Source organism: Maribellus luteus, from assembly GCF_003576475.1.
GTDB lineage: Bacteria > Bacteroidota > Bacteroidia > Bacteroidales > Prolixibacteraceae > Draconibacterium > Draconibacterium luteum.
This window is the reverse complement of record NZ_QWGR01000016.1, coordinates 39,410-60,946: the sequence shown is the minus strand read 5'-3', so window position 1 is coordinate 60,946 and position 21,537 is coordinate 39,410. Positions and strand designations below refer to the sequence as shown.

Sequence of the window (21,537 nt, the reverse complement as noted above, 5' to 3'; positions counted from 1 at the left end):
AAATCACGAATATTTTATTGGATCGAGTTCAGTATCTCCAGCGCCTCTTCCAAGTTCTCTTCCATTACCCGAAGCTCAATGCCTATGTTTGACGGACTGCCCTTGTAAATACCATCGATCGTACTGGTGATCTCATTTACCAGCATGTATTCGATTCCTGCCTCGTCGAGCATTTCCTTAAAAAGAATGTATTTCATATCGAAGTTGCTCGTAAATGTTGCGACGGTTACCGGTTTGTTCATGATTGTAGTTTTTAAGTACGTTCCAATTTAGCGATTTAATTCGAGATATGTTTTTAAGCGTCCCTGAATAAGATACTGCCATCCGGCCACACAACTTTCGCGTTTAAACTCGGGTATTTCGCCCGGAAAACCGATGATAAAAATCAATCATCCTTCCCCCGCTTGGTTTCGATAATCACCACTCCGTTGGCGCCCCGTGCACCATAAATAGCAGCACTTCCGTCTTTGATAATGTTGATGCTTTGCACATTCGTGGGGCTTAAATTATTCAACATGCTGTTATCTACCGCTACTCCGTCCACCACTATCAGGGCAGCACTGCTCAGGTTTATCGAACTCACCCCCCGAATAATGATCTCGCCATTCGGACTTACCTGAACGCCGCCAAACCGGCCGCGTATCAAATCGTACATATTTGTATACTGCGAGAAATCCAGATCTTTGCTGTTTAGTTGAGCCACCGCGTTGAGCTTATCGGCATCTTTTACATAACCGTATCCGATTGCATATTCCCGGGCACTTTCGGTAGGTTTTAGTTTTAGGTTCACCAAAACCATTTTGATTTTATCGTCGAGTTTAACTTTTTGCGAAATAAAACCTTTGGCAGAAACCTTTAGTTTATCTCCGGGATTTACATTTATTGAAAACCTTCCAAGCGTATCGGTTTTTACCAACTCTTTCGAACCCGCCACCTGCACGTCGGCACCAATCAGCGGAATACTGTCAAAAGTAGTTACAATACCTTTAATCAAACGCTCCTGTGCATTTACGGACAAAAGAGCGAGGACAAAAAACACAGTCAAAAAAAGTGATATCCGGGCCTTCATTGTATTCATCACATAATTATTTAAGTTGATCAATCTTGTTTATTTTATGACAAGCAAGATCGTAATTACCCTTATCTAAAAATGAAACAAATCTTCCGAATAAAATTCCAAGGGGATACTATCAGCTACTCCTGTGTTTTTAATCCGGGTATTACTCACTGCCTATCAATGGAAAACCATATAAATCTAAACAACTTTTTGTAATTCCGGATAGCTGTTTGGGATTATTTCTCTACGGCCGGAGACACACTTTTAACCCGGTACGGTTTTTTCTTTTGCGACTCAAAATAAGTACGCATCTGAACTTCCGCAATTATACCGGTGGTGATAAACTGAATTCCGCCCAGCACCATTAAAATTCCCAGCATCAGTAAGGGTTTCCCCCAGATGTCGTTTCCTAAAACCTTCAGGATCAACAGGTAGAAATTGATCAACACGCCAATTCCGAGGGTTACGATTCCGATACCACCAAAAAAGTGCATCGGGCGCTGCATGTATTTTTTGAAGAAAACCATCAGCACCAGGTCGCTCATTACGCGGGTGGTTCGGCTGAGGTTGTATTTGGATGTTCCAAAGGTGCGTGGCCGGTGGTTAACATCCACCTGTGTTATACGCGTGGCGCCTTCGAGTGTAATCAAGGCCGGAATATAACGGTGAAGTTCGCCGTAAATATGAATGCTTTTGATGGTTTCGCTGGTAAATATTTTCAAAGTGCACCCCAGGTCTTTCATATGGATCCCGGTAGCCCGGCGAATCATGTAGTTGGCAATTTTTGAAGGTACTTTGCGCAAAAACATACCGTCTTTCCGGTTGGCACGCACACCTGCCACCATGTCCCAGCCTTCTTTCTCGATTTCGTTAAGCATCATCGGAACATCGGCCGGGTCGTTTTGCAAGTCGCCGTCAATCAGCGCAACGTACTCCCCTTCTGCCTGGTCGATACCAGCCTGCAATGCAGAACTTTGCCCGTAATTACGTTTTAACTCTACCAGCAAAAAACGTTCGTCATTTATCTTGCGGATTTCTTCCCTGGTTCGGTCGCTCGATCCGTCGTCCACAAAAATGGCTTCGAAATCGATGTCTTTCAACGCGGCTTTAATTTCTTCGGAAAGTGGTTTTATGTTTGGCTCTTCGTTATAGACACAAATCACCAAGGACAGCTTCTTCATTGTTGCAAATGTTTCAGTTAGTGGTAAAAAAAGTGATACAAACTTACATATTCCGTGAAAAACAGAACTTATTTTACCGCATTAAATTTCCAGATAAACGAAAAACGCAGGGTTTTATAAAGCCAGTCGTGCAAGCCATGCTGGTATTGCAGGCTGATGGCACTTTTTGAAAAGTCTTTCCGGAGGTCGAAATTTAGTTGCATAGGCCGGTCGCCGGTATTTTTATAGCCATGATACCCCGACCACGAAGCGCCCAAACGCCAACTGTTGTGCTCCCATTCGGTTCCCAGTCCGTAAAGCAGGGCATCGTTCTGAAGCATCAGCTCGTCGTTGGTTTGCCAGCTGTAAAAACCGATCATTCCGTACGGGCGAAAAAGCAGGCTTTCGCGGGTGCCAAAATCTTTCGATGAGCTCACATCAAAAAAATAGCCGGGTGCATCGGAATAGCGGGCGGCGTCCAGTTTCCCTCCCGAGGCTGTCCTCAAAGCCATCCGGAACAAGGTGTTCGGAAACTTCCGGTCGCGTGTCAGCTGAATCAATGTGGAAAAATAAAAATCACCGATGGCGGCTCCTTTGCCGTCTTTATCGCGCGAAAAACGTTCGTTTCTGATTTCTTCGGTGTACGCATAATGTTCCATCATTACCCCATACATTTCAACCGCGATCTTTCCCTTTGCAAAAGGAATAAAAAGCCGGCCCGAAATATCCTGGGTTGGATCGCCCGAATGAAAATGCGTGGAAGCGGTTAAAGCAAATTCACTTTCGTTGAGGAAAAAACCCTTTTTTACTTCCGGCACAGGCAAGGCATTGGGTCCCAGGTAGGCGGGTGATATAATTATCCAGTTTCGCCAGCCGGGCATACCTGTTTTCCAGCCATGAAGTTCGTTCCACCAGCCCCAGTCTTCTTCAGCAAAAGAAGAAAAGCTTAGTACCGCAAATAAAACAAAGAGGAAAAGTTTTCTCATCGTATCGATTTGAGTTCCAAAGATAAAAAAACCCTTCAGAAAACTCTGAAGGGCTGCTCCCTGTTGAACTAAAGCTCAAGTTTTTCTCTAATACTTTGGGGTATGCCATCCTTGTGTACCATAATACACATAGTTTTATACGTAACATAAGGTTTAGAGGCATAAAAATATCCGTTGTATTTGTTGTAATCTCCCCACGAATTTTTCACTTTGTAAAAGGTCTCGCCCTCCTGATCTTTGGCAATTCCAACAATGTGCATTCCATGATCATCGGTTGTCTGGTAGTTATCAAAAGCAGCCTGGCGCATTTCCTGCGATACTTTTAATTCAGGCACCGGGCTGTTAAGAAGGTACAATTCCTTTTCCTTTTCGCGCTCAGGAAGTGATTCCCAACGGGCAATTTCTGCATCGCTCATATCTTCGTCGGGAGCAGCAGGCAATACTGCCACACCTTTGTTGCTTGTCAGAAATCCTTTTTCGCTTACATCAGCGGCCCAAGCAACGGTGATTCCATTCTTCAGCGAATAATCAATAATCTCTTCCAGTTCATTCACCGGTACGTTGTATACTTCATCCCACGACCAGTTATCCGGTACTTCCAGAATAAATTTTGAATAAAACGGATGATGCGTATAAGAAGAAATCTCCACATAATCGTCCATGTTGAGACCAACGTATTCGCTGGCAAAACTTTGCGGAGTGTATTGTTTTCCTTCGTACTCAAATTTGTCAGGCACTTTTCCCAGGTAGGTATTCAGGGTACCTTCAACAGCTTCGTGCCATACAGTACTCAGCGTACGGTTTTTATTGGCCACCACTGCATCCACATTTTGTTTCAGCACTTCGTCCATCTCGCCATGTACGTGCTTTTTCTCGCCGTATTGCAAACCGTTGTAAACCGATTCCGGAACAATTCCGTATTCCCGGATCATGTTGGTAACATCGTGAAAAGCACCGCCGGCCGAAAAGGTATTTTCGCCGTGCAAACGAACATATTTCTGTGCTTTTTCAGAATAGGTATGCCAAACCACAAACATTTCAGACAAATCAACCACTGGTTTCCCCAGTCGAAGCATTTCTGACTCCAGTAATGAAATGGCTGAGAAAGACCAACAGGTACCCGTACGGTACTGATCTTTTACCGGTGTTACAGGCAGTGCTATCTCTTCGTCAAAAACATACCCTACATTCTCTTCCTTCTTCCCCTTATCGTTCTCGGCAAATACACTTAAAACAAATACTGCCAGTAGCGTGGTTAATACAAAGCGCAATTTCATGAAACTAAACTATTTTATTCTTTTAGGTGAATATGAAACGACTGTAAACACAACAAGGCTGTATAAACCATTGTTCTTCAGGCGCTGCATATAAAAATTAACTATCCCTTCATGTACTGAATGGCACCAAAAATAATAAAATATTTGATTTAAGAAAGTGACTAAAAACCTCTTAGCGCTAAATTACAATCCTTCTAAATTATTGCTTTTGAACCTCTTTGTAACGAAAGCAATCAATTAGATGATCATTCACCATTCCGGTGGCTTGCATGTGTGCATAAATCACTGTGGAGCCCACAAACTTAAAGCCTCTCTTTTTCAGGTCGGCCGATATTTTATCCGAAAGTTCGGTCTTGGCCGGAAGCTCCTTTTGCGCTGCGAAAGCATTCACAATCGGGTTATGATCTACAAATCCCCAGATGTAATGATCGAAGCTTCCAAATTCTTGTTGTATCTCCAGAAAACGCTGTGCATTGTTCACACAGGCGGCTATTTTTTGTCTGTTACGAATAATGGAAGCATCGTTGCCCAATTCTTCCAGTTTCTTCTCATCGTACTTTGCCACCAGTTTTGGGTCGAAATGATCAAAAGCCTTTCTGAAATTCTCCCGTTTGTTAAGCACAATCTGCCAGCTTAAGCCGGCCTGAAATCCTTCCAGCACAAAAAACTCAAACAGTTTCCGGTCATCGTGCAAAGGCACTCCCCACTCCTCGTCGTGGTAGCGAATCATTAATTCATTCGAGGTACTCCAATCACAACGCTTACACATTCTTCACAATTTTAGAGCGATAAGTTAAATAAAATTAAGCGAAACGAAGGGCATGCTCCTAAAATGTTATTTTTGTTTGTTCAGTTAAAACAGACGATGAAACAAATCTTTCCAAAAGAAGATGAGTTACATTCAAAACCATAAACGGTGGAGATTTTTAATTAGATGAAAAAACTTACGATCCTATTTTTTATGCTGACGGCCTTTACTTTTATGGCTGAAGCACAACTCAATATCGACCATTTTATCAGGGTGGGCAGAACCCGGATTTCAATTGGAAACTATACCGGTGCCATTGAATATTTCAACATTGTAATTGAATTTAAACCCTACCTGGCAGAGGCATATTTGTACCGGGGAATTGCCAAGCATTCGCTGGAAGACTACCGGGGCGCCATTGAAGATTACAACAAAGCCATTGAAATTAAACCCTACTACCCAATGGCGTACAACAACCGGGGAATGGCGTACCACAACCTGCATCGCTACGACAAAGCCATTGAAGATTACAACCGGGCGCTGGAATTTGATCCCGATGACGAAGCCATCTACAACAACCGCGGGATTGCCAAACTGGCCTTGCGGGATATAAAAGGCGCCATTGCCGACTATGACCGCTCGTTGGAGATCAACCCAAAATCGACACACGCCCTGATGGCCCGAAGCAACGCCAAAATTGTGAGTGGCGATGTAATGGGTGCCATAAAAGACCTAAACCAGGTCATTATTATCCGGCCACACTATGCAGCAGCGTATTTAAACCGGGGACTGGCTCGTTTTGAACTGAATGATTACGCTTCGGCGCTTCGCGATTACGACCAAAGCATCAAGTTTGATGCAACCAACGCCCTGGCCTTTAACAACCGCGGTATTGTAAAGCACAAACTGGAAGATTACACCAGCGCGATTATGGATTATGACATGGCCATTCAACTAAACCCAGAAATGGCGAGTGCCTACTTTAACCGGGCCATGGCCAAAGAAATTTTGGGTCGCCCCGGATACGAAACCGATTACCAGATTGCCGCCCGGTTGAATCCGCAGTACGATTTCAGCAACCGCAAGATCAATGCAGAGCAACTGGCTCAGCAACAACAGCAAAAGGGCAACCAGCAACAGGGGAATACACAAAAGAACAATCAGAAAGACGATCAGAAACAGCAGCAGTCTGCTACTGATCAAACAGCACAAGCCAGTAATCAAAACAACCAGGCGGTGGATTATGCGGCTGCCCAAAAACAAAAAGATGCCCGCGAAGAAGAAGAAAGAGATGCCGAGCGCCGTCGCCGTCATTCGCGCATGGACCTGATTGTGGAAGAAACCCGCGAAATACCCGAAGAAAGCAAGCAGGTGCAGGAAGAAGAAGACATCCAACTTCAGGATAAAAACATTGTGATCGACCTGCAACCTCTGTTTATTATCTCGGCCTTCGAGAAAAATGCGGTGGATTACAACCGGTTTCAGTATTACAACGTGGCGATTGACGACCTGAACGTTAAGAACAACTACAACCCAATTCTGTCGATCACCAACAAACCGGTGGATGCCTACAAAGCCATCTTCGAAAATTTCATTCTCTATTTTAACGAGAAAATTGCGGTACAAGACAATGCACACAACCACCTTAGCCGGGGAATTTTCTACAGTTTAACCGGGAAGTATTCTGCGGCGATCGAAGACCTCGACAAAGCCATCCAGGAGGATGAGAAGCTCGCTGTTTCGTATTTCTGCCGGGCCAACAGCCGTTACCAAATGCACGAGCAAATGGAACTGGTGACCAACGGACAGGAAAACGTTTCCATTGCACTGAACAAAACGGGCAACAAAGCATCGGGCGACGATGTTTCGCTTGATTACCGGCAGATACTGGATGATTACGAAATCACGCTGTTCCTGAATCCCAAATTCTTTTTTGGCTACTACAACCGGGCCTACATAAAACTTCGGCTGGGCGAATACAAAAGTGCCGTGGAAGACCTGAACCAGGCCATTCGCCTGGAGCCTAAATTTGCAGAGGCTTATTTTAACCGGGGCTTGACCAAAATATACCTCGACGATGTGGAAGGCGGAGCAATCGATTTAAGCCGTGCCGGAGAATTGGGAATCGAAGGAGCCTACAACATCATCAAGCGCTACTGTAATTAGCAGCAGACACAGAACTGGAATACAGAAATGGGAAAGTTTACCGAAGGAAAGACCTTTAAAAATGAGAATTTCAGTGACATGGAAGCCCAGGGAGCTGAATTTGAAAACTGTCATTTTATCAATTGTAACTTAGCCGAAGTCAATCTCGGGAGCAGTATGTTCATGGATTGCACTTTTGAAAACTGCGACCTGGGGATGGCTGTGATCCGGAACACGGCTTTTCAGAACGTAGAATTCAATAATTGTAAGCTGATCGGACTGGCATTCGACGAGTGTAACCCTTTCCTGCTGGCAATGAAATTCGAAAACTGTAACCTCGGCTTTTCCACCTTTTATAAGCAAAAACTGAAAAAGACAAAATTCACAGGCTGCAAACTCGAAGAAGTCGATTTCTCGGAAACAGATCTCACGGAAGCCATTTTTGCTGATTGCGACCTGATCGGGGCCATTTTCGATAATACCAACCTGGAACGTGCCGATTTATCGACGGCTTATCAGTTTTCTATAGATCCGGAGAAAAATGAAATCTACAACGCCCGTTTCTCGCATCAAAACGTAATCGGGCTTTTACAGAAGTACGACATCATCGTCGAATAAATTGCTTATTTTTGTGCCTCAACAAAGTCTTCCGACTGTATAAAATTCCGGAACAATGAGCAATCAACCACTTGCAGAACGCCTTCGGCCACGCACGCTCGACGATTACATCGGGCAGGAGCATTTAGTGGGGCAAGGTGCGGTTTTGCGAAAAATGATTGAATCCGGGAACATCACCTCCTTAATTTTGTGGGGACCTCCCGGGGTTGGAAAAACAACACTGGCACGCATTATTGCCAATACACTCGACCGCCCGTTTTTTACGCTGAGTGCTATCAACTCGGGGGTGAAAGACATTCGGGATGTGATTGAAAAAGCCAAGAAACAACAATTCTTCAGCCGTCCCAATCCCATTCTTTTTATCGACGAGATTCACCGTTTTAGCAAGTCGCAACAAGATTCGCTGCTGGGTGCCGTAGAAGATGGCACTATAACTTTGGTAGGAGCCACCACCGAAAACCCCTCATTTGAGGTGATCTCTCCCCTGCTCTCGCGTTGCCAGGTGTATGTTCTGAATCATCTCGACAAAGAAGCGCTGCTGAATATTATCGCACAGGCGATAAAAAAAGACAGTGTTCTGAAAGATAAAAAGATCACGCTGGAAGAAGACCAGGCGATGCTTCGCTTCTCGGGTGGTGATGCCCGGAAACTGCTAAATGTTCTGGAACTGGTGGTGATGGGGGAAGAAGGCAACGAGATTACGATCACCGACAAGAAAGTAACCGACCGTTTGCAAAAGAACCTGGCGATTTACGACAAGCAGGGTGAAATGCATTACGATATTATTTCGGCCTTTATAAAGAGCATCAGGGGAGGCGACCCGGATGCTGCGGTATATTGGCTGGCCCGGATGCTTGAAGGGGGCGAGGATATAAATTTTATTGCCCGTCGTTTGCTGATACTTTCGGCCGAGGATGTGGGGCTGGCTAATCCGAATGCCTTACTGTTGGCACAAAGCACTTTTGATGCGGTACACAAAATCGGTAATCCCGAAGCACGGATCATTCTTTCGGAATGCGTGATCTACCTGGCCACTTCGCCCAAAAGCAACTCGGCCTACGAAGCCATTGATGCGGCTATTGCAACGGTCAGAAGAACCGGGAATCTACCGGTGCCGCTGCACATTCGGAATGCACCTACCAAACTGATGAAAGAAATCGGTTACGGAAAAGACTACAAATATGCGCATGCCTACGATGGCAATTTTGTGGAACAGGATTTTCTGCCCAAAGAAGTAAAACGAGAACGCTTCTACCATCCGCAACCAAATGCATCGGAGCTTAAAATTCTGGAGCGTTTGAAAAAGTGGTGGGGAAAGCGGTTTTAATCAGTTGCCTTTAGTCACTGGTCATTAGTAGCAAATTCCAAATGACCAGTGACAAATTCCCAATGACGGCTTTTAAGCCAAAATATTCTTACAATACTCCACGCACTTCACAATCTCAGTCTGTGCATCGGAGCCCTCCGGAATATCGTATTCCAGTTCAACATCGGCGTAAATCGGCCATTTATTCTTCTTTATCAATCCCAGTATTTCAGCCAAGGGGGTATCTCCTTCTCCCCAAGGACGATTGGTATTCGCAGGATCAGCATTTTTGCCAGTTTTATCTTTTATGTGAATGCTGTAAATACGATCGTGCAATTTTTCGATAAGCTCGTTGGGATGCTGTCCGGTTGATCCGAAATAATGCCCCACATCCAGGTTCAGCTTATTGGCCGGTGAATGCGCCAGGAAATCTTCAAAGTTGAAACCAGGTTGTCCCGGCTGAGAATGGTTGTGGTACGCAGCAACCATACCATGTTTTTCAGCAAATTTACCCAGTCTTCTGCAAGCTTCGTCGCCAATTTCATTGGTAACGGCACCAGCCCCTAAAACCGTTGCAGCTTTAAATGCATAATCCGTTTCTTCATCGCTCCAATTGGCCGGTGCAAATTTTACCGTATGAATATGAATACCCGCCTCGTCGAACATTTTCTTCAGCTCTTTGTATTTGCTGAAATCGCAGGATACGCGCCACTCTTTTTGCTTTTGAGCAGCCACCTGGCTGGCTTCGTGGTAGGCGTTTTTTTCTTCTTCTGTTAGCTCGGCGCCTCTTGGCGGACGTGGTGTACCTGGTGGCAAACCGGCAAATTCCTCTGCCACCGGCCCCATCAGCTCCAGCGAGGTAATATTGCCTTGTTTGCAATAGTTGATAATATCCTGCGCAGTGCTTGGCATGCTTCGCCAACTGTAGGTGATAACACCTATGTGCACACCTCCGAAGGTCGAACCTGAATCGGCTGGACTACAGGCGGCCAGAGGGGCAAATGCCAGAGCAGTGGCTCCGGCAGCAGTGGTACGAATGAAATTTCTTCGTGTAAGTGAATGATTTTTTTGAGTCATACTATTCGGTTTATTTGATGTAAGTTGATTTAAATTTAACAGAATAAATTGGATTAGCCACTTTAGCTCTTTCTGATTGTAATACTCATTTTGAATATTCTACTACACATCGAATCTGAGTCCCTTCCAAGCGGAGCTTTTGTGTTACAGCAACTGACTGCTTCGAAAAGGGAAAAGAGGTGGTAATCCGCTTGTGAAAAGCAAAAAAATCCCGGGCAAATACCCGGGATTTCTTCTATCTGTTCTGTATCTATTACTTTAAAGTTCCTTGCTCAGCTTCCTGAATCATTTGCTCGTTGGCCGTAATGTAAACTTCTACACGACGGTTCAAAGCCCTTCCTTCAGCGGTTGAATTGTCAGCAACCGGTTCGTCGTAGGCTTTCCCTTCAGTAGTCAAACGTCCTCCACTCACACCTTTATCGATAAGGTATTTGGCCACTGACTCAGCACGCTCGTTGGATAATTTCTCATTGATCGCACGTGAACCGGTATTGTCGGTATGCCCGTAAATAGTAACATCGGTCGCAGGATTCGACTGCAGAGAAGCAGCAAACTTAGTCAGTGACTGTTTCGATGCGTCGTTTAACAGGCTTTTACCGGTGGCAAACAAGATTCCGCTGTCAAACGTAACTTTAATCGCTTGCAGGTTATTTACATCGGTAACAGTTTCTACTTGTGCGCCTTCAATGGCTTCGAGCTCTGCCTGCTGTTTGTCCATTTTCTTCCCGATAAGCACACCTGCACCGGTTCCAACGGCTCCACCCACCGCTGCTCCAATAGCTGCTCCTTTTCCTTTACCGGCAATGGCACCAATCGCAGCACCTAAGGCCGCACCACCTGTTCCGCCGATTACACCGCCTTTGGTAGTGTTACTTCTCTCTGCCCATTTTGATCCCGAACATCCGGAGAAAATCAACACTCCACATAACATAAAAATCGCTAAATAATTCATTGTTTTCATATGATTAAAATTGTTTGTTTTCAATGGTATCATATGTAACTCGCACCCTACTTATTTCCTTTGATATTTTAAATAAACATGCTCGTTTCATATGTATTCAAATTTTGAGGTATGTAATATAATCTATGAAGATAAGCTAAACCGGTTTTATTGATTTGATCCTTTGAGTTAAATAATAAAAAAGAGGGGTATTTTGTTCATTTTTAAACAACGAAAAGCCGGTCAGTCAAATAGACAAACCGGCTTTCTTATCGTTTAAAAGAAAATCTCTATTCTTCTTTCTTTTCTTCAGCTGAATCTGCGCTTTCTTCGGTTTTTGGTTCCTCAGCAGCTTCTTCCGCTTTCACTTCTGCTTTTGGCGCTTCTTTCACTTCAGCAACAGGTGCAGTAGTTTCAGCTTTTTTGCTTCCGCCACGACGTGAACGGCGTTTTTTGCCTTTTCCTGCGTCTTCTTTACCTGCCATCATCAGTTCGTTGAAATCAACCAACTCCATGATACACATTTCAGCGTTGTCACCTAAACGGTTTCCTGTTTTCAGGATACGAGTATACCCACCCGGACGGTCGGCTACTTTTGCCGCTACTTCTCTGAATAATTCAGATACAGCTTCTTTATTCTGAAGATAGCTGAAAACAACCCTGCGAGAATGTGTAGTATCGTCTTTTGCTTTGGTAATCAGTGGCTCAACATACATACGCAAAGCTTTCGCTTTTTGCACTGTAGTTGTGATTCTCTTATGCTCGATAAGAGAACTAGCCATGTTTGCCAACATCGCTTTACGATGCGCTGATTTACGGCCTAAATGATTAAATTTCTTATTATGTCTCATTGCTTGTTACTCCTTATCAAGTTTATACTTGGAAATATCCATTCCAAAGTTCAGACCCATGTTATCCAGGAGGTCATCCAATTCCGTTAACGATTTCTTTCCGAAGTTTCTGAATTTCAACAGGTCGTTGCGGTTGTAAGTAACCAGGTCGCCCAATGTGTCAACATCGGCCGCTTTCAGACAGTTCAATGCACGAACTGAAAGATCCATGTCAACCAGTTTAGTTTTCAGTAACTGACGCATATGCAGCACTTCTTCATCAAACTCTTCGTTGGCAAATTTCTCATCAGTGTCAAGAGTGATCTTTTCATCTGAGAACAGCATGAAGTGATAAATCAGAATTTTAGCTGCTTCTTTTAATGCATCTTTCGGGTGGATAGAACCGTCGGTAGTGATGTCTAAAACCAGCTTTTCGTAGTCAGTTTTTTGTTCAACACGGTAGTTTTCAACAGCGTATTTCACGTTTTTAATTGGGGTGAAGATTGAATCGATCGGGATCACTCCAAACTCCTCCTCTACCGGTTTGTTTTCTACCGCCGGAACATAACCACGACCTTTGTTAATGGTTATCTCCATCTGGATTTTTACATCAGGTTCCATTCTGCAAATTACAAGCTCCGGGTTCAGAACACGGAAACCTGTCATAAATTTGTTGATGTCGCCTGCAGTCAATTGTTCCTGTCCGGTAACCGATATAGAAACTTTTTCACTGTCAAAGTCTTCCACTTCGTTTTTAAAACGAACTTGTTTCAGATTAAGGATAATTTCAGTTACATCTTCAATAACACCTTTAATCGTAGAAAACTCATGGTCAACACCTTCAATTTTAACAGTTGTAATTGCATAGCCTTCCAACGACGATAAAAGGATTCGACGCAGTGCATTACCTACCGTAATACCGTACCCAGGTTCTAAGGGACGAAACTCGAATTTACCGACTTTGTCGTCGGACTCTAACATTATCACCTTGTCAGGCTTCTGGAATGCTAATATTGCCATAATAACTTTAGTAAATTTATTATTTTGAATACAACTCTACGATCAGCTGTTCTTTGATGTTTTCTGGAATTTCTTCGCGTTCCGGACGGTTCAGAAATTTACCGGCCAGTTTTTCTCCATCCCACTCCAACCATTCGTATTGTGAACTTCTACGCGAATGCAATGAGTCAGTAATTGCTTCCAGCGATTTTGATTTTTCACGAACGCCAATAACGTCGCCCGGTTTAACCTGATACGATGGAATATTTACTAAGTTTCCGTTTACAGTAATGTGCTTGTGCGACACAAACTGACGAGCAGCAGCTCTTGTTTTAGCAATCCCCATACGGAAAACAACGTTATCCAGTCTTGACTCAAGTAACTGCAACAATACTTCACCGGTTACCCCTTTAGAAGCCTGTGCTTTTTTGAACAATGAGCGGAATTGTCTTTCCAATACACCATAGGTATATTTTGCTTTTTGCTTTTCTTTTAACTGCAACCCGTATTCCGAAGTTTTTCTTCTTTTCGAAGCTAAACCATGCATTCCCGGAGGATAGTTTTTGTGCTCGAAAACTTTATCCGGTCCGAAGATCGGCTCGCCGAATTTACGGGCGATTTTAGATTTTGGTCCTGTATATCTTGCCATTTCCTTTTCGTTTTAAAATTAAACTCTACGTCTTTTAGGAGGCCTGCAACCATTGTGAGGAAGCGGTGTAACGTCTACAATCTCGGTTACCTGGATACCTGTTGTAGCCAGTGCACGGATCGCCGATTCACGCCCGTTACCAGGCCCTTTAACGAATACCTTAACTTTACGAAGTCCAAGGTCATAAGCAGTTTTAGCACACTCTTCAGAAGCAACCTGAGCTGCATAGGGAGTGTTCTTTTTAGAACCACGGAATCCTTTTTTACCAGCTGACGACCAGGAAATTACTTCCCCGTTCATATTGGTCAGCGTAACAATGATATTGTTGAAAGACGAGTGGATGTGAGCCATACCATTGGCTTCAACCACCACGGTTCTCTTTCTACTTGTTCCTGTTTTTTTTGCCATAACTCAAATTCCTTATTTAGTGGCCATTTTTTTGTTCGCAACAGTCTTACGCTTTCCTTTACGAGTACGAGCGTTGTTTTTTGTGCTCTGTCCGCGTACCGGCAAACCAATACGGTGACGAATACCACGGTAACAACCGATGTCCATCAAACGTTTGATGTTCATCTGGATCTCAGAACGCAATTCGCCCTCTACTTTAAAGCTATTGCCGATTACTGTACGAATAGCGGCAAGCTGGTCGTCATCCCAGTCCTGCACTTTCAGGTCTTTATCTACACCGGCTTCTGCCAGGATATGATTCGACCTGCTACGGCCAATACCATAAATATAGGTAAGAGCAACCTCACCTCTTTTATTATTTGGAATATCAACACCTACAATACGTGCCATAAATTTAATTTTTACAGATTAATGTTACCCTTGACGTTGTTTAAACTTAGGGTTCTTTTTATTAATCACATACAAACGTCCTTTCCTGCGGATAATTTTGCAGTCGTCGCTACGTTTTTTTACTGAAACACGAGTTTTCATCTTACTAGTTATTAAAAAATTTTGTATTCGATGTCCCGCTTTTACTGGCGGGAAAACTCACCGCTCCGTCAGAGACGGAAGCGACTCGTTTCAACTATATACACTCTAATTTTTATATCTGAATGTAATTCTTCCTTTTGTCAGGTCGTAAGGAGACATTTCGACTTTCACTTTATCACCTGGCAAAATTTTAATATAATGCATCCTCATTTTTCCTGAAATGTGGCCGGTTATTACGTGGCCATTTTCAAGTTCAACGCGAAACATCGCGTTTGACAATGCTTCTACAATAATTCCATCTTGTTCTATCGAAGGATGTTTTGCCATAAAAAACGTGAATTACAATTCTTTTGTTAAAGTTACTTTTCTAAATCTCATTACTTTTTACATTCCCATTCCCGGGCGGCCTTTAATACGTCCTGATTTCATCAGTCCGTCGTAATGGCGCATCAACAGGTGGCTTTCAATCTGTTGTAAAGTATCTAATACAACACCTACCAGAATCAGCAACGAAGTACCGCCGTAAAAATAGGCGAACTGCTGACTAATTCCCATAAGCATGGCAAAAGCAGGAAGAATAGTGATCAGCCCCAGGAAAATTGATCCGGGCAGCGTTATCCTACTCATCACAGTATCCAGAAATTCAACGGTTTTCTTTCCTGGTTTAACACCCGGAATAAACCCGCCGTTTTTCTTCATATCCTCAGCCATTTGGGTAGGGTTAATAGTAATAGCGGTGTAAAAATACGTAAAAGCTACCACTAATAAAAATTGAATAAAATTGTACCAAAACCCTGTAAAGTTTGACAATGCGTTTGCAACCCCTGTCAAACTTTCGGAATTAGCAACACCAACAATGGTGATAGGCACCATCATAATCGCTTGTGCAAAAATGATAGGCATAACACCTGCAGCATTTACTTTTAATGGGATGTACTGACGTACACCTCCGTATTGTTTGTTACCAACAATTCGTTTGGCGTATTGTACGGGTATCCGGCGGGTTCCCTGAACCAGCGCAATGGATGCCATAAACACGATAAACAGGATAACAAACTCTACCAGGAACATTACTAAACCGCCCGCGGCAAAACGTGCTCCAAATTCCTGGACCACGGCCATCGGCAAACGAGCGATAATACCAATCATAATGATCAGCGAAATACCATTACCAATTCCTTTATCGGTAATGCGTTCGCCTAACCAAAGTACAAACATCGAGCCCGCAGTAAGAATCACAATCGATGGAGCATTAAACCAAATGCCTTTCATTGCGAAAGCTGTGTCGGGCAACTGCATGTGTAGATTAGTAAGATACGCTGATGCCTGAGGAATCAGAATCAACACTGTTAAATAGCGCGTAATCTGATTGATTTTCCTCCTTCCTGACTCTCCCTCTTTCTGCAACCTCTGGAAATAGGGAACGGCGATACCCATTAACTGGATAACAATTGAGGCAGAAATATATGGCATAATACCCAAAGCAAAAACTGAAGCCTGAGCAAAGGCACCTCCCGAGAACATATTGATCAAGCCCAGCAAACCATCGGCAGTTTGATTTTCGAGGTTTTCTAACTGTGCCGGATCGATCCCCGGTAACGAAACAAAGGAGCCTAACCTGTAAATTAACAGGAAAAACAACGTTGTTCCAATTCTGAACCTTAAGTCTTCAATTTTATAAATATTCTTTAGGGTCTCGATGAATCGTTTCATTACGGTTTAAAGTATTTCAGTGGTTCCTTCTAATTTTTCTATTGCCTCTTTCGCGCTTTTCGAAAATGCGTCAGCTTTAACGTTCAGTTTTTTAGTTAAAGTTCCGCCACCAAGAATTTTGATCTTGTCGTTTTTCGACGCGATACCTGCTTCGATTAAGGCCTGTTTGTCGATTTCGGTTAGGTTATTTTTTACGGCCACGTTTTCCACCACATCCAGGTTGATAGCTTTGTATTCAACGCGGTTGATGTTTTTAAAACCCGATTTAGGAACAACACGTTGCAAAGGCATCTGACCACCTTCGAAACCGATTTTCCTTGAATAACCTGAACGCGACTTGGCACCTTTATGACCACGAGTAGATGTTCCACCACGTCCTGATCCTTGTCCACGACCTATGCGTTTCGACTGTTTAGTCGCACCTTCAGCAGGTTGTAAGTTATTTAAATTCATAATATATTATGATTAAAATGTTTCTTTCAACAATTGGAACAAGGCCCAAAGGCCTGTTCCAATGTTTGAAATATTACTTAACTTCTTCAACACTAATTAAATGTCTCAACTTGTTAACCATGCCAACAATTTGAGGAGTAGCTTCGTGTTCAACCGGATTATTGAGTTTGGTTAATCCCAATGCCTCAAGTGTTGCCTTTTGGCGTTTTGTTGAACCGATACTGCTTTTTACTTGTGTAATTTTTAGCTTAGCCATAACGTGTTATCCTTTAAAAACTTTTTCTAATGAAACACCTCTGTGTTGGGCTACTGTATATGCATCCCTCATTTCAAGCAAAGCAGCCATAGTTGCTTTTACCAGGTTATGTGGGTTGGAAGAGCCTTTTGACTTAGCCAGGATGTCGTGAATACCAACACTCTCAAGTACTGCGCGCATCGCACCACCGGCTTTTACTCCGGTACCCGATGTGGCAGGCTTCAGTAATACGTCGGCTCCACCAAATTTGGCTGTCTGTTCGTGAGGAATTGTTCCGTTAATTACCGGAATTTTCACGAGGTTCTTTTTAGCTGCATCTACACCTTTCGAAATCGCAGTTGTTACTTCGCTTGCTTTTCCAAGGCCCCATCCTACGATTCCTTTTTCGTCGCCCACTACAACAATGGCAGAGAAACTGAATGTACGTCCACCTTTTGTTACTTTGGTTACACGATTAATGGCTACCAACCTGTCTTTTAATTCCAGGTCGCTCGTTTTTACTTTGTTACTTACTTTCGCCATGATATCTTAGAATTTAAGGCCACCTTCGCGGGCAGCATCAGCTAATTGTTTAACTCTTCCGTGGTATAAATAACCATTTCTATCGAACACAACTTCAGTAATACCAGCTGCGATCGCTTTCTCAGCTACAGCTTTTCCTACCAGTGCTGCTTTTTCTGTTTTTGTTCCGGCAGCAGCAATAATTGCCTTGTCGGATGAAGAAGCAGCGCATAAAGTTGTTCCTTGTACATCATCAATCAGTTGAGCGTAGATCTGTTTGTTACTTCTGAAAACACTCAATCTTGGACGTTCTGCTGTGCCGGAAACAACTGTACGTACGCGGCTTTTTATTCTTGCTCGCCTTTGAACTTTTGTTAATGCCATAATAATGAATCTTTTTAGATATTATTTTTTCCCGGCTGCTTTACCAGCTTTACGTCTCAGTACTTCGCCAACAAACTTAATACCTTTACCTTTATATGGTTCAGGTTTACGGAACGATCTGATTTTTGCGGCAGCCTGACCAATCAATTGTTTATCGTGACACTTCAGGGTAATAGTCGGGTTGCTACGTTTATCAGATAATGCTTCAACTTTTATTTCAGAAGGAAGCTGGATGTAAGTATGGTGAGCGAAACCCAACACAAGGTCGAGTACGTTATCGGGCATCAATTCAACACGATATCCAACCCCAACAAGTTCGAGTTTCAATTCGTATCCTTTTGATACACCTTCTACCATATTGTTCACCAGAGCGCGGTATAGTCCATGCATCGACTTTTCACGTTTTGCATCGCTGCCCCTTTTCACATTGACTTGTCCGTCTTCGACGGCAACTTCAATAGTCGGGTCAACTTTTTGAAACAATTCTCCCAGAGGTCCTTTAACGCTCACAACGTTCTCGTCGCTCACTTTAACTTCTACTCCGGCAGGAATTGTAATGGGTAATTTACCTATTCTTGACATGACCGTTCCTCCTTTTTAATATACGTAACATAAAACTTCTCCACCTACATTCAGCTCGCGAGCCTCTTTATCGGTGATAACACCTTTTGAGGTAGAGATAATTGCTATGCCTAAACCATTTAGTACGCGTGGAATACTTGTGCTATCACAATACTGACGCAAACCTGGTTTACTTACGCGTTCTAACGCTTTAATTGCAGATACTTTTGTCTCCGGATTGTATTTCAATGCAATCTTAATGTTTCCCTGGTAACCCACTTCTTCTTCGAATTTGTAATTCAGGATATAACCTTTGTCTTTCAACAATTTTGTTATTTCCTTTTTCATGTTTGAAGCAGGAATATCAACCACACGGTGTTTAGCCATGATTGCATTTCTTACCCTTGTCAGATAATCTGCTATTGGATCTGTTACTTTACTCATTTCTCAAGTTTTTTAACGATTACCAACTTGCCTTTTTAACTCCGGGGATCAAACCATTAGAGGCCATTTCCCTAAAATCAATCCTGCTGATACCGAATTGGCGCATGTATCCTTTCGGACGTCCGGTTAGTTTGCAACGGTTGTGCAAACGAATTTTAGACGAATTTTTAGGAAGTTTCTGCAAACCAACATAGTCGCCTTCTTCTTTCAGCCTGGCACGTTTTTCGGCATATTTCTCAACTAATTTTGCACGTTTAACTTCGCGTGCTTTCATTGATTCCTTAGCCATTGCTTAGTTCTTTTTTACGTTTTTAAATGGTAAACCTAATTCTTTCAACAAAGCAAATCCTTCTTCGTCGGTATTTGCAGAAGTGACAAAGGTAATATTCATTCCGTTGATCTTGCTTACTTTGTCAAGCACGATCTCAGGGAAAATAATCTGTTCCGGAACACCTAATGTGTAGTTACCTTGCCCGTCCATTTTGCTTTCAATTCCTTTGAAGTCGCGGATACGTGGCAGTGCCACAGCGATCAAGCGATCCAGGAACTCATACATTTGGTTACGGCGCAAAGTTACGCGAACACCAATAGGCATTTTCTTTCTCAATTTGAAATTGGAGATGTCCTTCTTTGACAAGGTTAGTACGGCCTTTTGACCGGCAATTTTTGTCATTTCGGTTTGAGCTACATCAATCAGCTTTTTATCGGCGATTGCGGCTCCAACACCTTGGTTGAGAACTATTTTTTCCAATTTAGGAACCTGCATTACAGAAGAGTAATCGAACTCTTTCTTTAGGGCAGGTACAATTTCTTCCTGATATTTCTTTTTAAGAGTTGGTACGTAAGCCATTACTTAATCTCCTCTCCTGATTTTTTCGAAATACGAACTAATTTACCATCGTCATTCAATTTCCTTCCCACTCGCGTTGCTTGTCCTGATTTTGGATCAACCAACATAAGGTTGGAAATGTGCACTGGTGCTTCCTGTTCAATAATACCTCCCTGCGGCGATTTCGCGTTAGGCTTGGTATGTTTCTTGATCATGTTTACACCTTCTACAATTGCTCTGTCGGTTTTACGGATTACTTCCAACACGCGACCTTTACGGCCTTTGTCGTTGCCAGTAATCACAACCACAGTGTCACCTTTTTTTATGTGTAACTTTTTCTGCATTTTGAGCTTTTTTCTAATTACAGTACTTCAGGTGCGAGTGAAACAATTTTCATATTCTTCTCGCGCAATTCACGTGCGATTGGCCCGAAAATACGTGTTCCACGCATCTCGCCGGCGTTGTTTAACAGTACTACTGCGTTATCGTCGAAACGGATGTAAGATCCATCCTGGCGACGAATTTCCTTTTTAGTACGTACAACAATTGCTTTCGACACAGTACCTTTTTTGATACCGCCGTTTGGCAATGCACTTTTCACAGTAACCACTACCGTGTCGCCTACAGAAGCATAGCGTTTCCTTGTTCCGCCTAATACACGAATACAAAGAACTTCTTTTGCGCCACTGTTATCGGCTACCGAACATCTTGATTCTTGTTGTATCATGATTACTTCGCTCTTTCAATTACTTCAACTACTCGCCAGCATTTGGTTTTGCTTAAAGGACGTGTTTCCATAATCCTTACAACATCACCTACGTGGCAATCATTTTTCTCATCATGGACATGGAATTTGGTCGTTTTATTAACGAACTTACCATAGATCGGGTGCTTTACTTTACGTTTTTCAGCCACCACAATCGATTTGTCCATCTTATCACTGACAACGATCCCGATTCTCTCTTTCCTGAGATTTCTTGATTTATTTTCTTCCATCGTTGATTAATTCTGATTTTCGTTTAATTCTCTTTCGCGAAGAACAGTATTCAACCGTGCAATTGTCTGCTTGCTTTCTCTAAGTTTATTAGTGTTCTCAAGCGGAGAAACTGCGTGGTTAAGTCTTAGGCGAACCAAGGTTTCCTTTTCGGACTGTAACCTTTCGACGATCTCTTTGCTCGTCAATTCTTTGATTTCAGTAATTTTCATGATTCACCAAATTTTATTCTTCAACATAATCACGTCTAACCACAAATTTTGTTTTTACCGGAAGTTTCTGAGCTGCCAATCTCAAAGCTTCTTTTGCCATTGCGAATGGCACGCCTTCTGCTTCGATGATTATGCGACCCGGAGATACCGGAGCAACAAATGCCTCAGGAGCACCTTTACCTTTACCCATACGTACTTCCGCAGGTTTTTTGGTAATAGGTTTATCGGGGAAAATTCTGATCCATATTTGACCACGACGTTGCATATGACGTGTTACCGCAACCCTCGCCGCTTCGATCTGGCGACCGGTAATCCAGGTCTCTTCCAACGTCTTTATTCCAAATGAACCAAATGCCAATTCAGTACCGCGCTGAGCGTTACCTTTCATTCGGCCCTTCTGTACTCTTCTAAATTTTACTTTTTTCGGCTGTAACATTCTTTTTCAGATTGTGAGTGTTA

The 21,537-nt window shown here is 43.0% G+C and carries 32 protein-coding genes; 3 read left to right on the top strand and 29 right to left on the bottom strand.

What is annotated here, in order from left to right:
• Window positions 1-14 precede the first annotated feature (14 nt).
• The 6 genes from D1614_RS19840 to D1614_RS19815 all read right to left on the bottom strand — a co-directional run bounded on the left by D1614_RS19840 (window position 15) and on the right by D1614_RS19815 (window position 5,249).
• Window positions 15-242, bottom strand: a complete 228-nt coding sequence (locus D1614_RS19840) for a putative signal transducing protein (protein ID WP_119439727.1) — start codon at window positions 240-242, stop codon at window positions 15-17.
• Between the two features lie 143 nt (window positions 243-385).
• Window positions 386-1,078, bottom strand: a complete 693-nt coding sequence (locus tag D1614_RS19835) for a TonB-dependent receptor plug domain-containing protein (protein ID WP_119439726.1) — start codon at window positions 1,076-1,078, stop codon at window positions 386-388.
• Window positions 1,079-1,293: 215 nt separating this feature from the next.
• Window positions 1,294-2,238 carry a glycosyltransferase family 2 protein gene (locus D1614_RS19830; RefSeq protein ID WP_119439725.1) on the bottom strand — a complete coding sequence of 315 codons (945 nt, stop codon included), beginning with the start codon at window positions 2,236-2,238 and terminating at the stop codon, window positions 1,294-1,296.
• 68 nt (window positions 2,239-2,306) lie between these two features.
• On the bottom strand, window positions 2,307-3,203 hold the full coding sequence (locus D1614_RS19825) for a hypothetical protein (protein ID WP_119439724.1): 897 nt from the start codon (window positions 3,201-3,203) through the stop codon (window positions 2,307-2,309).
• A 68-nt stretch (window positions 3,204-3,271) separates the two neighbouring features.
• Complete coding sequence (locus D1614_RS19820) at window positions 3,272-4,480, bottom strand: C1 family peptidase (RefSeq protein WP_119439723.1); 1,209 nt, start codon at window positions 4,478-4,480, stop codon at window positions 3,272-3,274.
• 199 nt (window positions 4,481-4,679) lie between these two features.
• Complete coding sequence (locus D1614_RS19815; RefSeq protein WP_119439722.1) at window positions 4,680-5,249, bottom strand: DNA-3-methyladenine glycosylase I; 570 nt, start codon at window positions 5,247-5,249, stop codon at window positions 4,680-4,682.
• Window positions 5,250-5,414: 165 nt separating this feature from the next.
• On the opposite strand from D1614_RS19815, the gene D1614_RS19810 reads away from it, so the two are divergent.
• Genes D1614_RS19810 through D1614_RS19800 form a run of 3 tightly spaced genes read left to right on the top strand, consistent with a single transcriptional unit; the run spans window position 5,415 to window position 9,318 of the window.
• A complete protein-coding gene (locus D1614_RS19810) occupies window positions 5,415-7,394 on the top strand; it encodes a tetratricopeptide repeat protein (RefSeq protein ID WP_119439721.1) in 1,980 nt (659 codons plus the stop codon).
• Window positions 7,395-7,421: 27 nt separating this feature from the next.
• Window positions 7,422-7,991 (top strand): pentapeptide repeat-containing protein, encoded by a 570-nt coding sequence (locus tag D1614_RS19805; RefSeq protein ID WP_119439720.1) that lies wholly within the window; start codon window positions 7,422-7,424, stop codon window positions 7,989-7,991.
• 55 nt (window positions 7,992-8,046) lie between these two features.
• Window positions 8,047-9,318, top strand: a complete 1,272-nt coding sequence (locus D1614_RS19800) for a replication-associated recombination protein A (RefSeq protein WP_119439719.1) — start codon at window positions 8,047-8,049, stop codon at window positions 9,316-9,318.
• 72 nt (window positions 9,319-9,390) lie between these two features.
• On the opposite strand, the gene D1614_RS19795 is transcribed toward D1614_RS19800, so the two are convergent.
• From D1614_RS19795 to rplP, 23 genes are all read right to left on the bottom strand, one after another.
• On the bottom strand, window positions 9,391-10,374 hold the full coding sequence (locus D1614_RS19795; protein WP_119439780.1) for a sugar phosphate isomerase/epimerase family protein: 984 nt from the start codon (window positions 10,372-10,374) through the stop codon (window positions 9,391-9,393).
• A gap of 253 nt (window positions 10,375-10,627) precedes the next feature.
• Window positions 10,628-11,326: a YiaD family glycine zipper/OmpA-like lipoprotein gene (locus tag D1614_RS19790; RefSeq protein WP_241558139.1), complete on the bottom strand. Its 699-nt coding sequence runs from the start codon at window positions 11,324-11,326 to the stop codon at window positions 10,628-10,630.
• A 278-nt stretch (window positions 11,327-11,604) separates the two neighbouring features.
• Complete coding sequence (gene rplQ / locus D1614_RS27850; RefSeq protein WP_119439717.1) at window positions 11,605-12,165, bottom strand: 50S ribosomal protein L17; 561 nt, start codon at window positions 12,163-12,165, stop codon at window positions 11,605-11,607.
• A 6-nt stretch (window positions 12,166-12,171) separates the two neighbouring features.
• Window positions 12,172-13,164, bottom strand: coding sequence for a DNA-directed RNA polymerase subunit alpha (locus tag D1614_RS19780; RefSeq protein ID WP_119439716.1), 993 nt, complete (start codon window positions 13,162-13,164; stop codon window positions 12,172-12,174).
• Window positions 13,165-13,183: 19 nt separating this feature from the next.
• A complete protein-coding gene (rpsD, locus tag D1614_RS19775; RefSeq protein WP_119439715.1) occupies window positions 13,184-13,792 on the bottom strand; it encodes a 30S ribosomal protein S4 in 609 nt (202 codons plus the stop codon).
• 18 nt (window positions 13,793-13,810) lie between these two features.
• Window positions 13,811-14,200: a 30S ribosomal protein S11 gene (gene rpsK / locus D1614_RS19770; protein ID WP_119439714.1), complete on the bottom strand. Its 390-nt coding sequence runs from the start codon at window positions 14,198-14,200 to the stop codon at window positions 13,811-13,813.
• A 12-nt stretch (window positions 14,201-14,212) separates the two neighbouring features.
• Complete coding sequence (gene rpsM / locus D1614_RS19765) at window positions 14,213-14,590, bottom strand: 30S ribosomal protein S13 (protein WP_119439713.1); 378 nt, start codon at window positions 14,588-14,590, stop codon at window positions 14,213-14,215.
• Window positions 14,591-14,614: 24 nt separating this feature from the next.
• On the bottom strand, window positions 14,615-14,731 hold the full coding sequence (rpmJ, locus tag D1614_RS19760; RefSeq protein ID WP_119439712.1) for a 50S ribosomal protein L36: 117 nt from the start codon (window positions 14,729-14,731) through the stop codon (window positions 14,615-14,617).
• A 105-nt stretch (window positions 14,732-14,836) separates the two neighbouring features.
• The gene (gene infA, locus D1614_RS19755; RefSeq protein ID WP_119439711.1) at window positions 14,837-15,058 is read right to left on the bottom strand and encodes a translation initiation factor IF-1; all 222 of its coding nucleotides are present in this window, start codon (window positions 15,056-15,058) and stop codon (window positions 14,837-14,839) included.
• Between the two features lie 57 nt (window positions 15,059-15,115).
• The gene (gene secY / locus D1614_RS19750) at window positions 15,116-16,444 is read right to left on the bottom strand and encodes a preprotein translocase subunit SecY (RefSeq protein WP_119439710.1); all 1,329 of its coding nucleotides are present in this window, start codon (window positions 16,442-16,444) and stop codon (window positions 15,116-15,118) included.
• A 6-nt stretch (window positions 16,445-16,450) separates the two neighbouring features.
• Window positions 16,451-16,897 carry a 50S ribosomal protein L15 gene (gene rplO, locus D1614_RS19745; RefSeq protein ID WP_119439709.1) on the bottom strand — a complete coding sequence of 149 codons (447 nt, stop codon included), beginning with the start codon at window positions 16,895-16,897 and terminating at the stop codon, window positions 16,451-16,453.
• Window positions 16,898-16,970: 73 nt separating this feature from the next.
• Window positions 16,971-17,153, bottom strand: coding sequence for a 50S ribosomal protein L30 (gene rpmD, locus D1614_RS19740; RefSeq protein ID WP_119439708.1), 183 nt, complete (start codon window positions 17,151-17,153; stop codon window positions 16,971-16,973).
• A 6-nt stretch (window positions 17,154-17,159) separates the two neighbouring features.
• The gene (rpsE, locus tag D1614_RS19735; protein WP_119439707.1) at window positions 17,160-17,675 is read right to left on the bottom strand and encodes a 30S ribosomal protein S5; all 516 of its coding nucleotides are present in this window, start codon (window positions 17,673-17,675) and stop codon (window positions 17,160-17,162) included.
• Between the two features lie 6 nt (window positions 17,676-17,681).
• The gene (gene rplR / locus D1614_RS19730) at window positions 17,682-18,038 is read right to left on the bottom strand and encodes a 50S ribosomal protein L18 (protein ID WP_119439706.1); all 357 of its coding nucleotides are present in this window, start codon (window positions 18,036-18,038) and stop codon (window positions 17,682-17,684) included.
• 21 nt (window positions 18,039-18,059) lie between these two features.
• The gene (rplF, locus tag D1614_RS19725) at window positions 18,060-18,620 is read right to left on the bottom strand and encodes a 50S ribosomal protein L6 (protein WP_119439705.1); all 561 of its coding nucleotides are present in this window, start codon (window positions 18,618-18,620) and stop codon (window positions 18,060-18,062) included.
• Between the two features lie 15 nt (window positions 18,621-18,635).
• The gene (gene rpsH, locus D1614_RS19720; protein ID WP_119439704.1) at window positions 18,636-19,043 is read right to left on the bottom strand and encodes a 30S ribosomal protein S8; all 408 of its coding nucleotides are present in this window, start codon (window positions 19,041-19,043) and stop codon (window positions 18,636-18,638) included.
• A gap of 19 nt (window positions 19,044-19,062) precedes the next feature.
• Window positions 19,063-19,332 (bottom strand): 30S ribosomal protein S14, encoded by a 270-nt coding sequence (gene rpsN, locus D1614_RS19715; RefSeq protein WP_119439703.1) that lies wholly within the window; start codon window positions 19,330-19,332, stop codon window positions 19,063-19,065.
• 3 nt (window positions 19,333-19,335) lie between these two features.
• Window positions 19,336-19,893 carry a 50S ribosomal protein L5 gene (gene rplE, locus D1614_RS19710; protein ID WP_119439702.1) on the bottom strand — a complete coding sequence of 186 codons (558 nt, stop codon included), beginning with the start codon at window positions 19,891-19,893 and terminating at the stop codon, window positions 19,336-19,338.
• Window positions 19,893-20,216 (bottom strand): 50S ribosomal protein L24, encoded by a 324-nt coding sequence (gene rplX, locus D1614_RS19705; RefSeq protein ID WP_119439701.1) that lies wholly within the window; start codon window positions 20,214-20,216, stop codon window positions 19,893-19,895. The genes rplE and rplX overlap by 1 nt, the downstream gene beginning before the upstream one ends.
• A 17-nt stretch (window positions 20,217-20,233) precedes the next feature.
• Window positions 20,234-20,599 carry a 50S ribosomal protein L14 gene (rplN, locus tag D1614_RS19700; RefSeq protein WP_119439700.1) on the bottom strand — a complete coding sequence of 122 codons (366 nt, stop codon included), beginning with the start codon at window positions 20,597-20,599 and terminating at the stop codon, window positions 20,234-20,236.
• A gap of 2 nt (window positions 20,600-20,601) precedes the next feature.
• A complete protein-coding gene (gene rpsQ / locus D1614_RS19695) occupies window positions 20,602-20,868 on the bottom strand; it encodes a 30S ribosomal protein S17 (protein ID WP_119439699.1) in 267 nt (88 codons plus the stop codon).
• A 6-nt stretch (window positions 20,869-20,874) separates the two neighbouring features.
• The gene (gene rpmC / locus D1614_RS19690) at window positions 20,875-21,078 is read right to left on the bottom strand and encodes a 50S ribosomal protein L29 (protein WP_119439698.1); all 204 of its coding nucleotides are present in this window, start codon (window positions 21,076-21,078) and stop codon (window positions 20,875-20,877) included.
• Between the two features lie 13 nt (window positions 21,079-21,091).
• Complete coding sequence (rplP, locus tag D1614_RS19685; RefSeq protein ID WP_119439697.1) at window positions 21,092-21,514, bottom strand: 50S ribosomal protein L16; 423 nt, start codon at window positions 21,512-21,514, stop codon at window positions 21,092-21,094.
• Window positions 21,515-21,537: the final 23 nt, after the last annotated feature.

What these genes read in the sequence shown, in the direction of transcription:
- rpsK (WP_119439714.1), bottom strand. Translation starts at nt 14,200, where the DNA reads ATGGCAAAAAAAACAGGAACAAGTAGAAAGAGAACCGTGGTGGTTGAA.
- rpsH (WP_119439704.1), bottom strand. Translation starts at nt 19,043, where the DNA reads ATGAGTAAAGTAACAGATCCAATAGCAGATTATCTGACAAGGGTAAGA.
- D1614_RS19820 (WP_119439723.1), bottom strand. Translation starts at nt 4,480, where the DNA reads ATGAAATTGCGCTTTGTATTAACCACGCTACTGGCAGTATTTGTTTTA.
- rpsQ (WP_119439699.1), bottom strand. Translation starts at nt 20,868, where the DNA reads ATGGAAGAAAATAAATCAAGAAATCTCAGGAAAGAGAGAATCGGGATC.
- rpmJ (WP_119439712.1), bottom strand. Translation starts at nt 14,731, where the DNA reads ATGAAAACTCGTGTTTCAGTAAAAAAACGTAGCGACGACTGCAAAATT.
- rplQ (WP_119439717.1), bottom strand. Translation starts at nt 12,165, where the DNA reads ATGAGACATAATAAGAAATTTAATCATTTAGGCCGTAAATCAGCGCAT.
- D1614_RS19825 (WP_119439724.1), bottom strand. Translation starts at nt 3,203, where the DNA reads ATGAGAAAACTTTTCCTCTTTGTTTTATTTGCGGTACTAAGCTTTTCT.
- D1614_RS19805 (WP_119439720.1), top strand. Translation starts at nt 7,422, where the DNA reads ATGGGAAAGTTTACCGAAGGAAAGACCTTTAAAAATGAGAATTTCAGT.
- rplR (WP_119439706.1), bottom strand. Translation starts at nt 18,038, where the DNA reads ATGGCATTAACAAAAGTTCAAAGGCGAGCAAGAATAAAAAGCCGCGTA.
- rpsD (WP_119439715.1), bottom strand. Translation starts at nt 13,792, where the DNA reads ATGGCAAGATATACAGGACCAAAATCTAAAATCGCCCGTAAATTCGGC.
- D1614_RS19795 (WP_119439780.1), bottom strand. Translation starts at nt 10,374, where the DNA reads ATGACTCAAAAAAATCATTCACTTACACGAAGAAATTTCATTCGTACC.
- D1614_RS19830 (WP_119439725.1), bottom strand. Translation starts at nt 2,238, where the DNA reads ATGAAGAAGCTGTCCTTGGTGATTTGTGTCTATAACGAAGAGCCAAAC.
- rplF (WP_119439705.1), bottom strand. Translation starts at nt 18,620, where the DNA reads ATGTCAAGAATAGGTAAATTACCCATTACAATTCCTGCCGGAGTAGAA.
- D1614_RS19780 (WP_119439716.1), bottom strand. Translation starts at nt 13,164, where the DNA reads ATGGCAATATTAGCATTCCAGAAGCCTGACAAGGTGATAATGTTAGAG.
- rplP (WP_119439697.1), bottom strand. Translation starts at nt 21,514, where the DNA reads ATGTTACAGCCGAAAAAAGTAAAATTTAGAAGAGTACAGAAGGGCCGA.
- D1614_RS19800 (WP_119439719.1), top strand. Translation starts at nt 8,047, where the DNA reads ATGAGCAATCAACCACTTGCAGAACGCCTTCGGCCACGCACGCTCGAC.
- rplE (WP_119439702.1), bottom strand. Translation starts at nt 19,893, where the DNA reads ATGGCTTACGTACCAACTCTTAAAAAGAAATATCAGGAAGAAATTGTA.
- rpsN (WP_119439703.1), bottom strand. Translation starts at nt 19,332, where the DNA reads ATGGCTAAGGAATCAATGAAAGCACGCGAAGTTAAACGTGCAAAATTA.
- D1614_RS19790 (WP_241558139.1), bottom strand. Translation starts at nt 11,326, where the DNA reads ATGAATTATTTAGCGATTTTTATGTTATGTGGAGTGTTGATTTTCTCC.
- rpsE (WP_119439707.1), bottom strand. Translation starts at nt 17,675, where the DNA reads ATGGCGAAAGTAAGTAACAAAGTAAAAACGAGCGACCTGGAATTAAAA.
- rplO (WP_119439709.1), bottom strand. Translation starts at nt 16,897, where the DNA reads ATGAATTTAAATAACTTACAACCTGCTGAAGGTGCGACTAAACAGTCG.
- D1614_RS19810 (WP_119439721.1), top strand. Translation starts at nt 5,415, where the DNA reads ATGAAAAAACTTACGATCCTATTTTTTATGCTGACGGCCTTTACTTTT.
- secY (WP_119439710.1), bottom strand. Translation starts at nt 16,444, where the DNA reads ATGAAACGATTCATCGAGACCCTAAAGAATATTTATAAAATTGAAGAC.
- rplN (WP_119439700.1), bottom strand. Translation starts at nt 20,599, where the DNA reads ATGATACAACAAGAATCAAGATGTTCGGTAGCCGATAACAGTGGCGCA.
- D1614_RS19815 (WP_119439722.1), bottom strand. Translation starts at nt 5,249, where the DNA reads ATGTGTAAGCGTTGTGATTGGAGTACCTCGAATGAATTAATGATTCGC.
- rpmC (WP_119439698.1), bottom strand. Translation starts at nt 21,078, where the DNA reads ATGAAAATTACTGAAATCAAAGAATTGACGAGCAAAGAGATCGTCGAA.
- D1614_RS19835 (WP_119439726.1), bottom strand. Translation starts at nt 1,078, where the DNA reads ATGAATACAATGAAGGCCCGGATATCACTTTTTTTGACTGTGTTTTTT.
- infA (WP_119439711.1), bottom strand. Translation starts at nt 15,058, where the DNA reads ATGGCAAAACATCCTTCGATAGAACAAGATGGAATTATTGTAGAAGCA.
- rpsM (WP_119439713.1), bottom strand. Translation starts at nt 14,590, where the DNA reads ATGGCACGTATTGTAGGTGTTGATATTCCAAATAATAAAAGAGGTGAG.
- rplX (WP_119439701.1), bottom strand. Translation starts at nt 20,216, where the DNA reads ATGCAGAAAAAGTTACACATAAAAAAAGGTGACACTGTGGTTGTGATT.
- rpmD (WP_119439708.1), bottom strand. Translation starts at nt 17,153, where the DNA reads ATGGCTAAGCTAAAAATTACACAAGTAAAAAGCAGTATCGGTTCAACA.
- D1614_RS19840 (WP_119439727.1), bottom strand. Translation starts at nt 242, where the DNA reads ATGAACAAACCGGTAACCGTCGCAACATTTACGAGCAACTTCGATATG.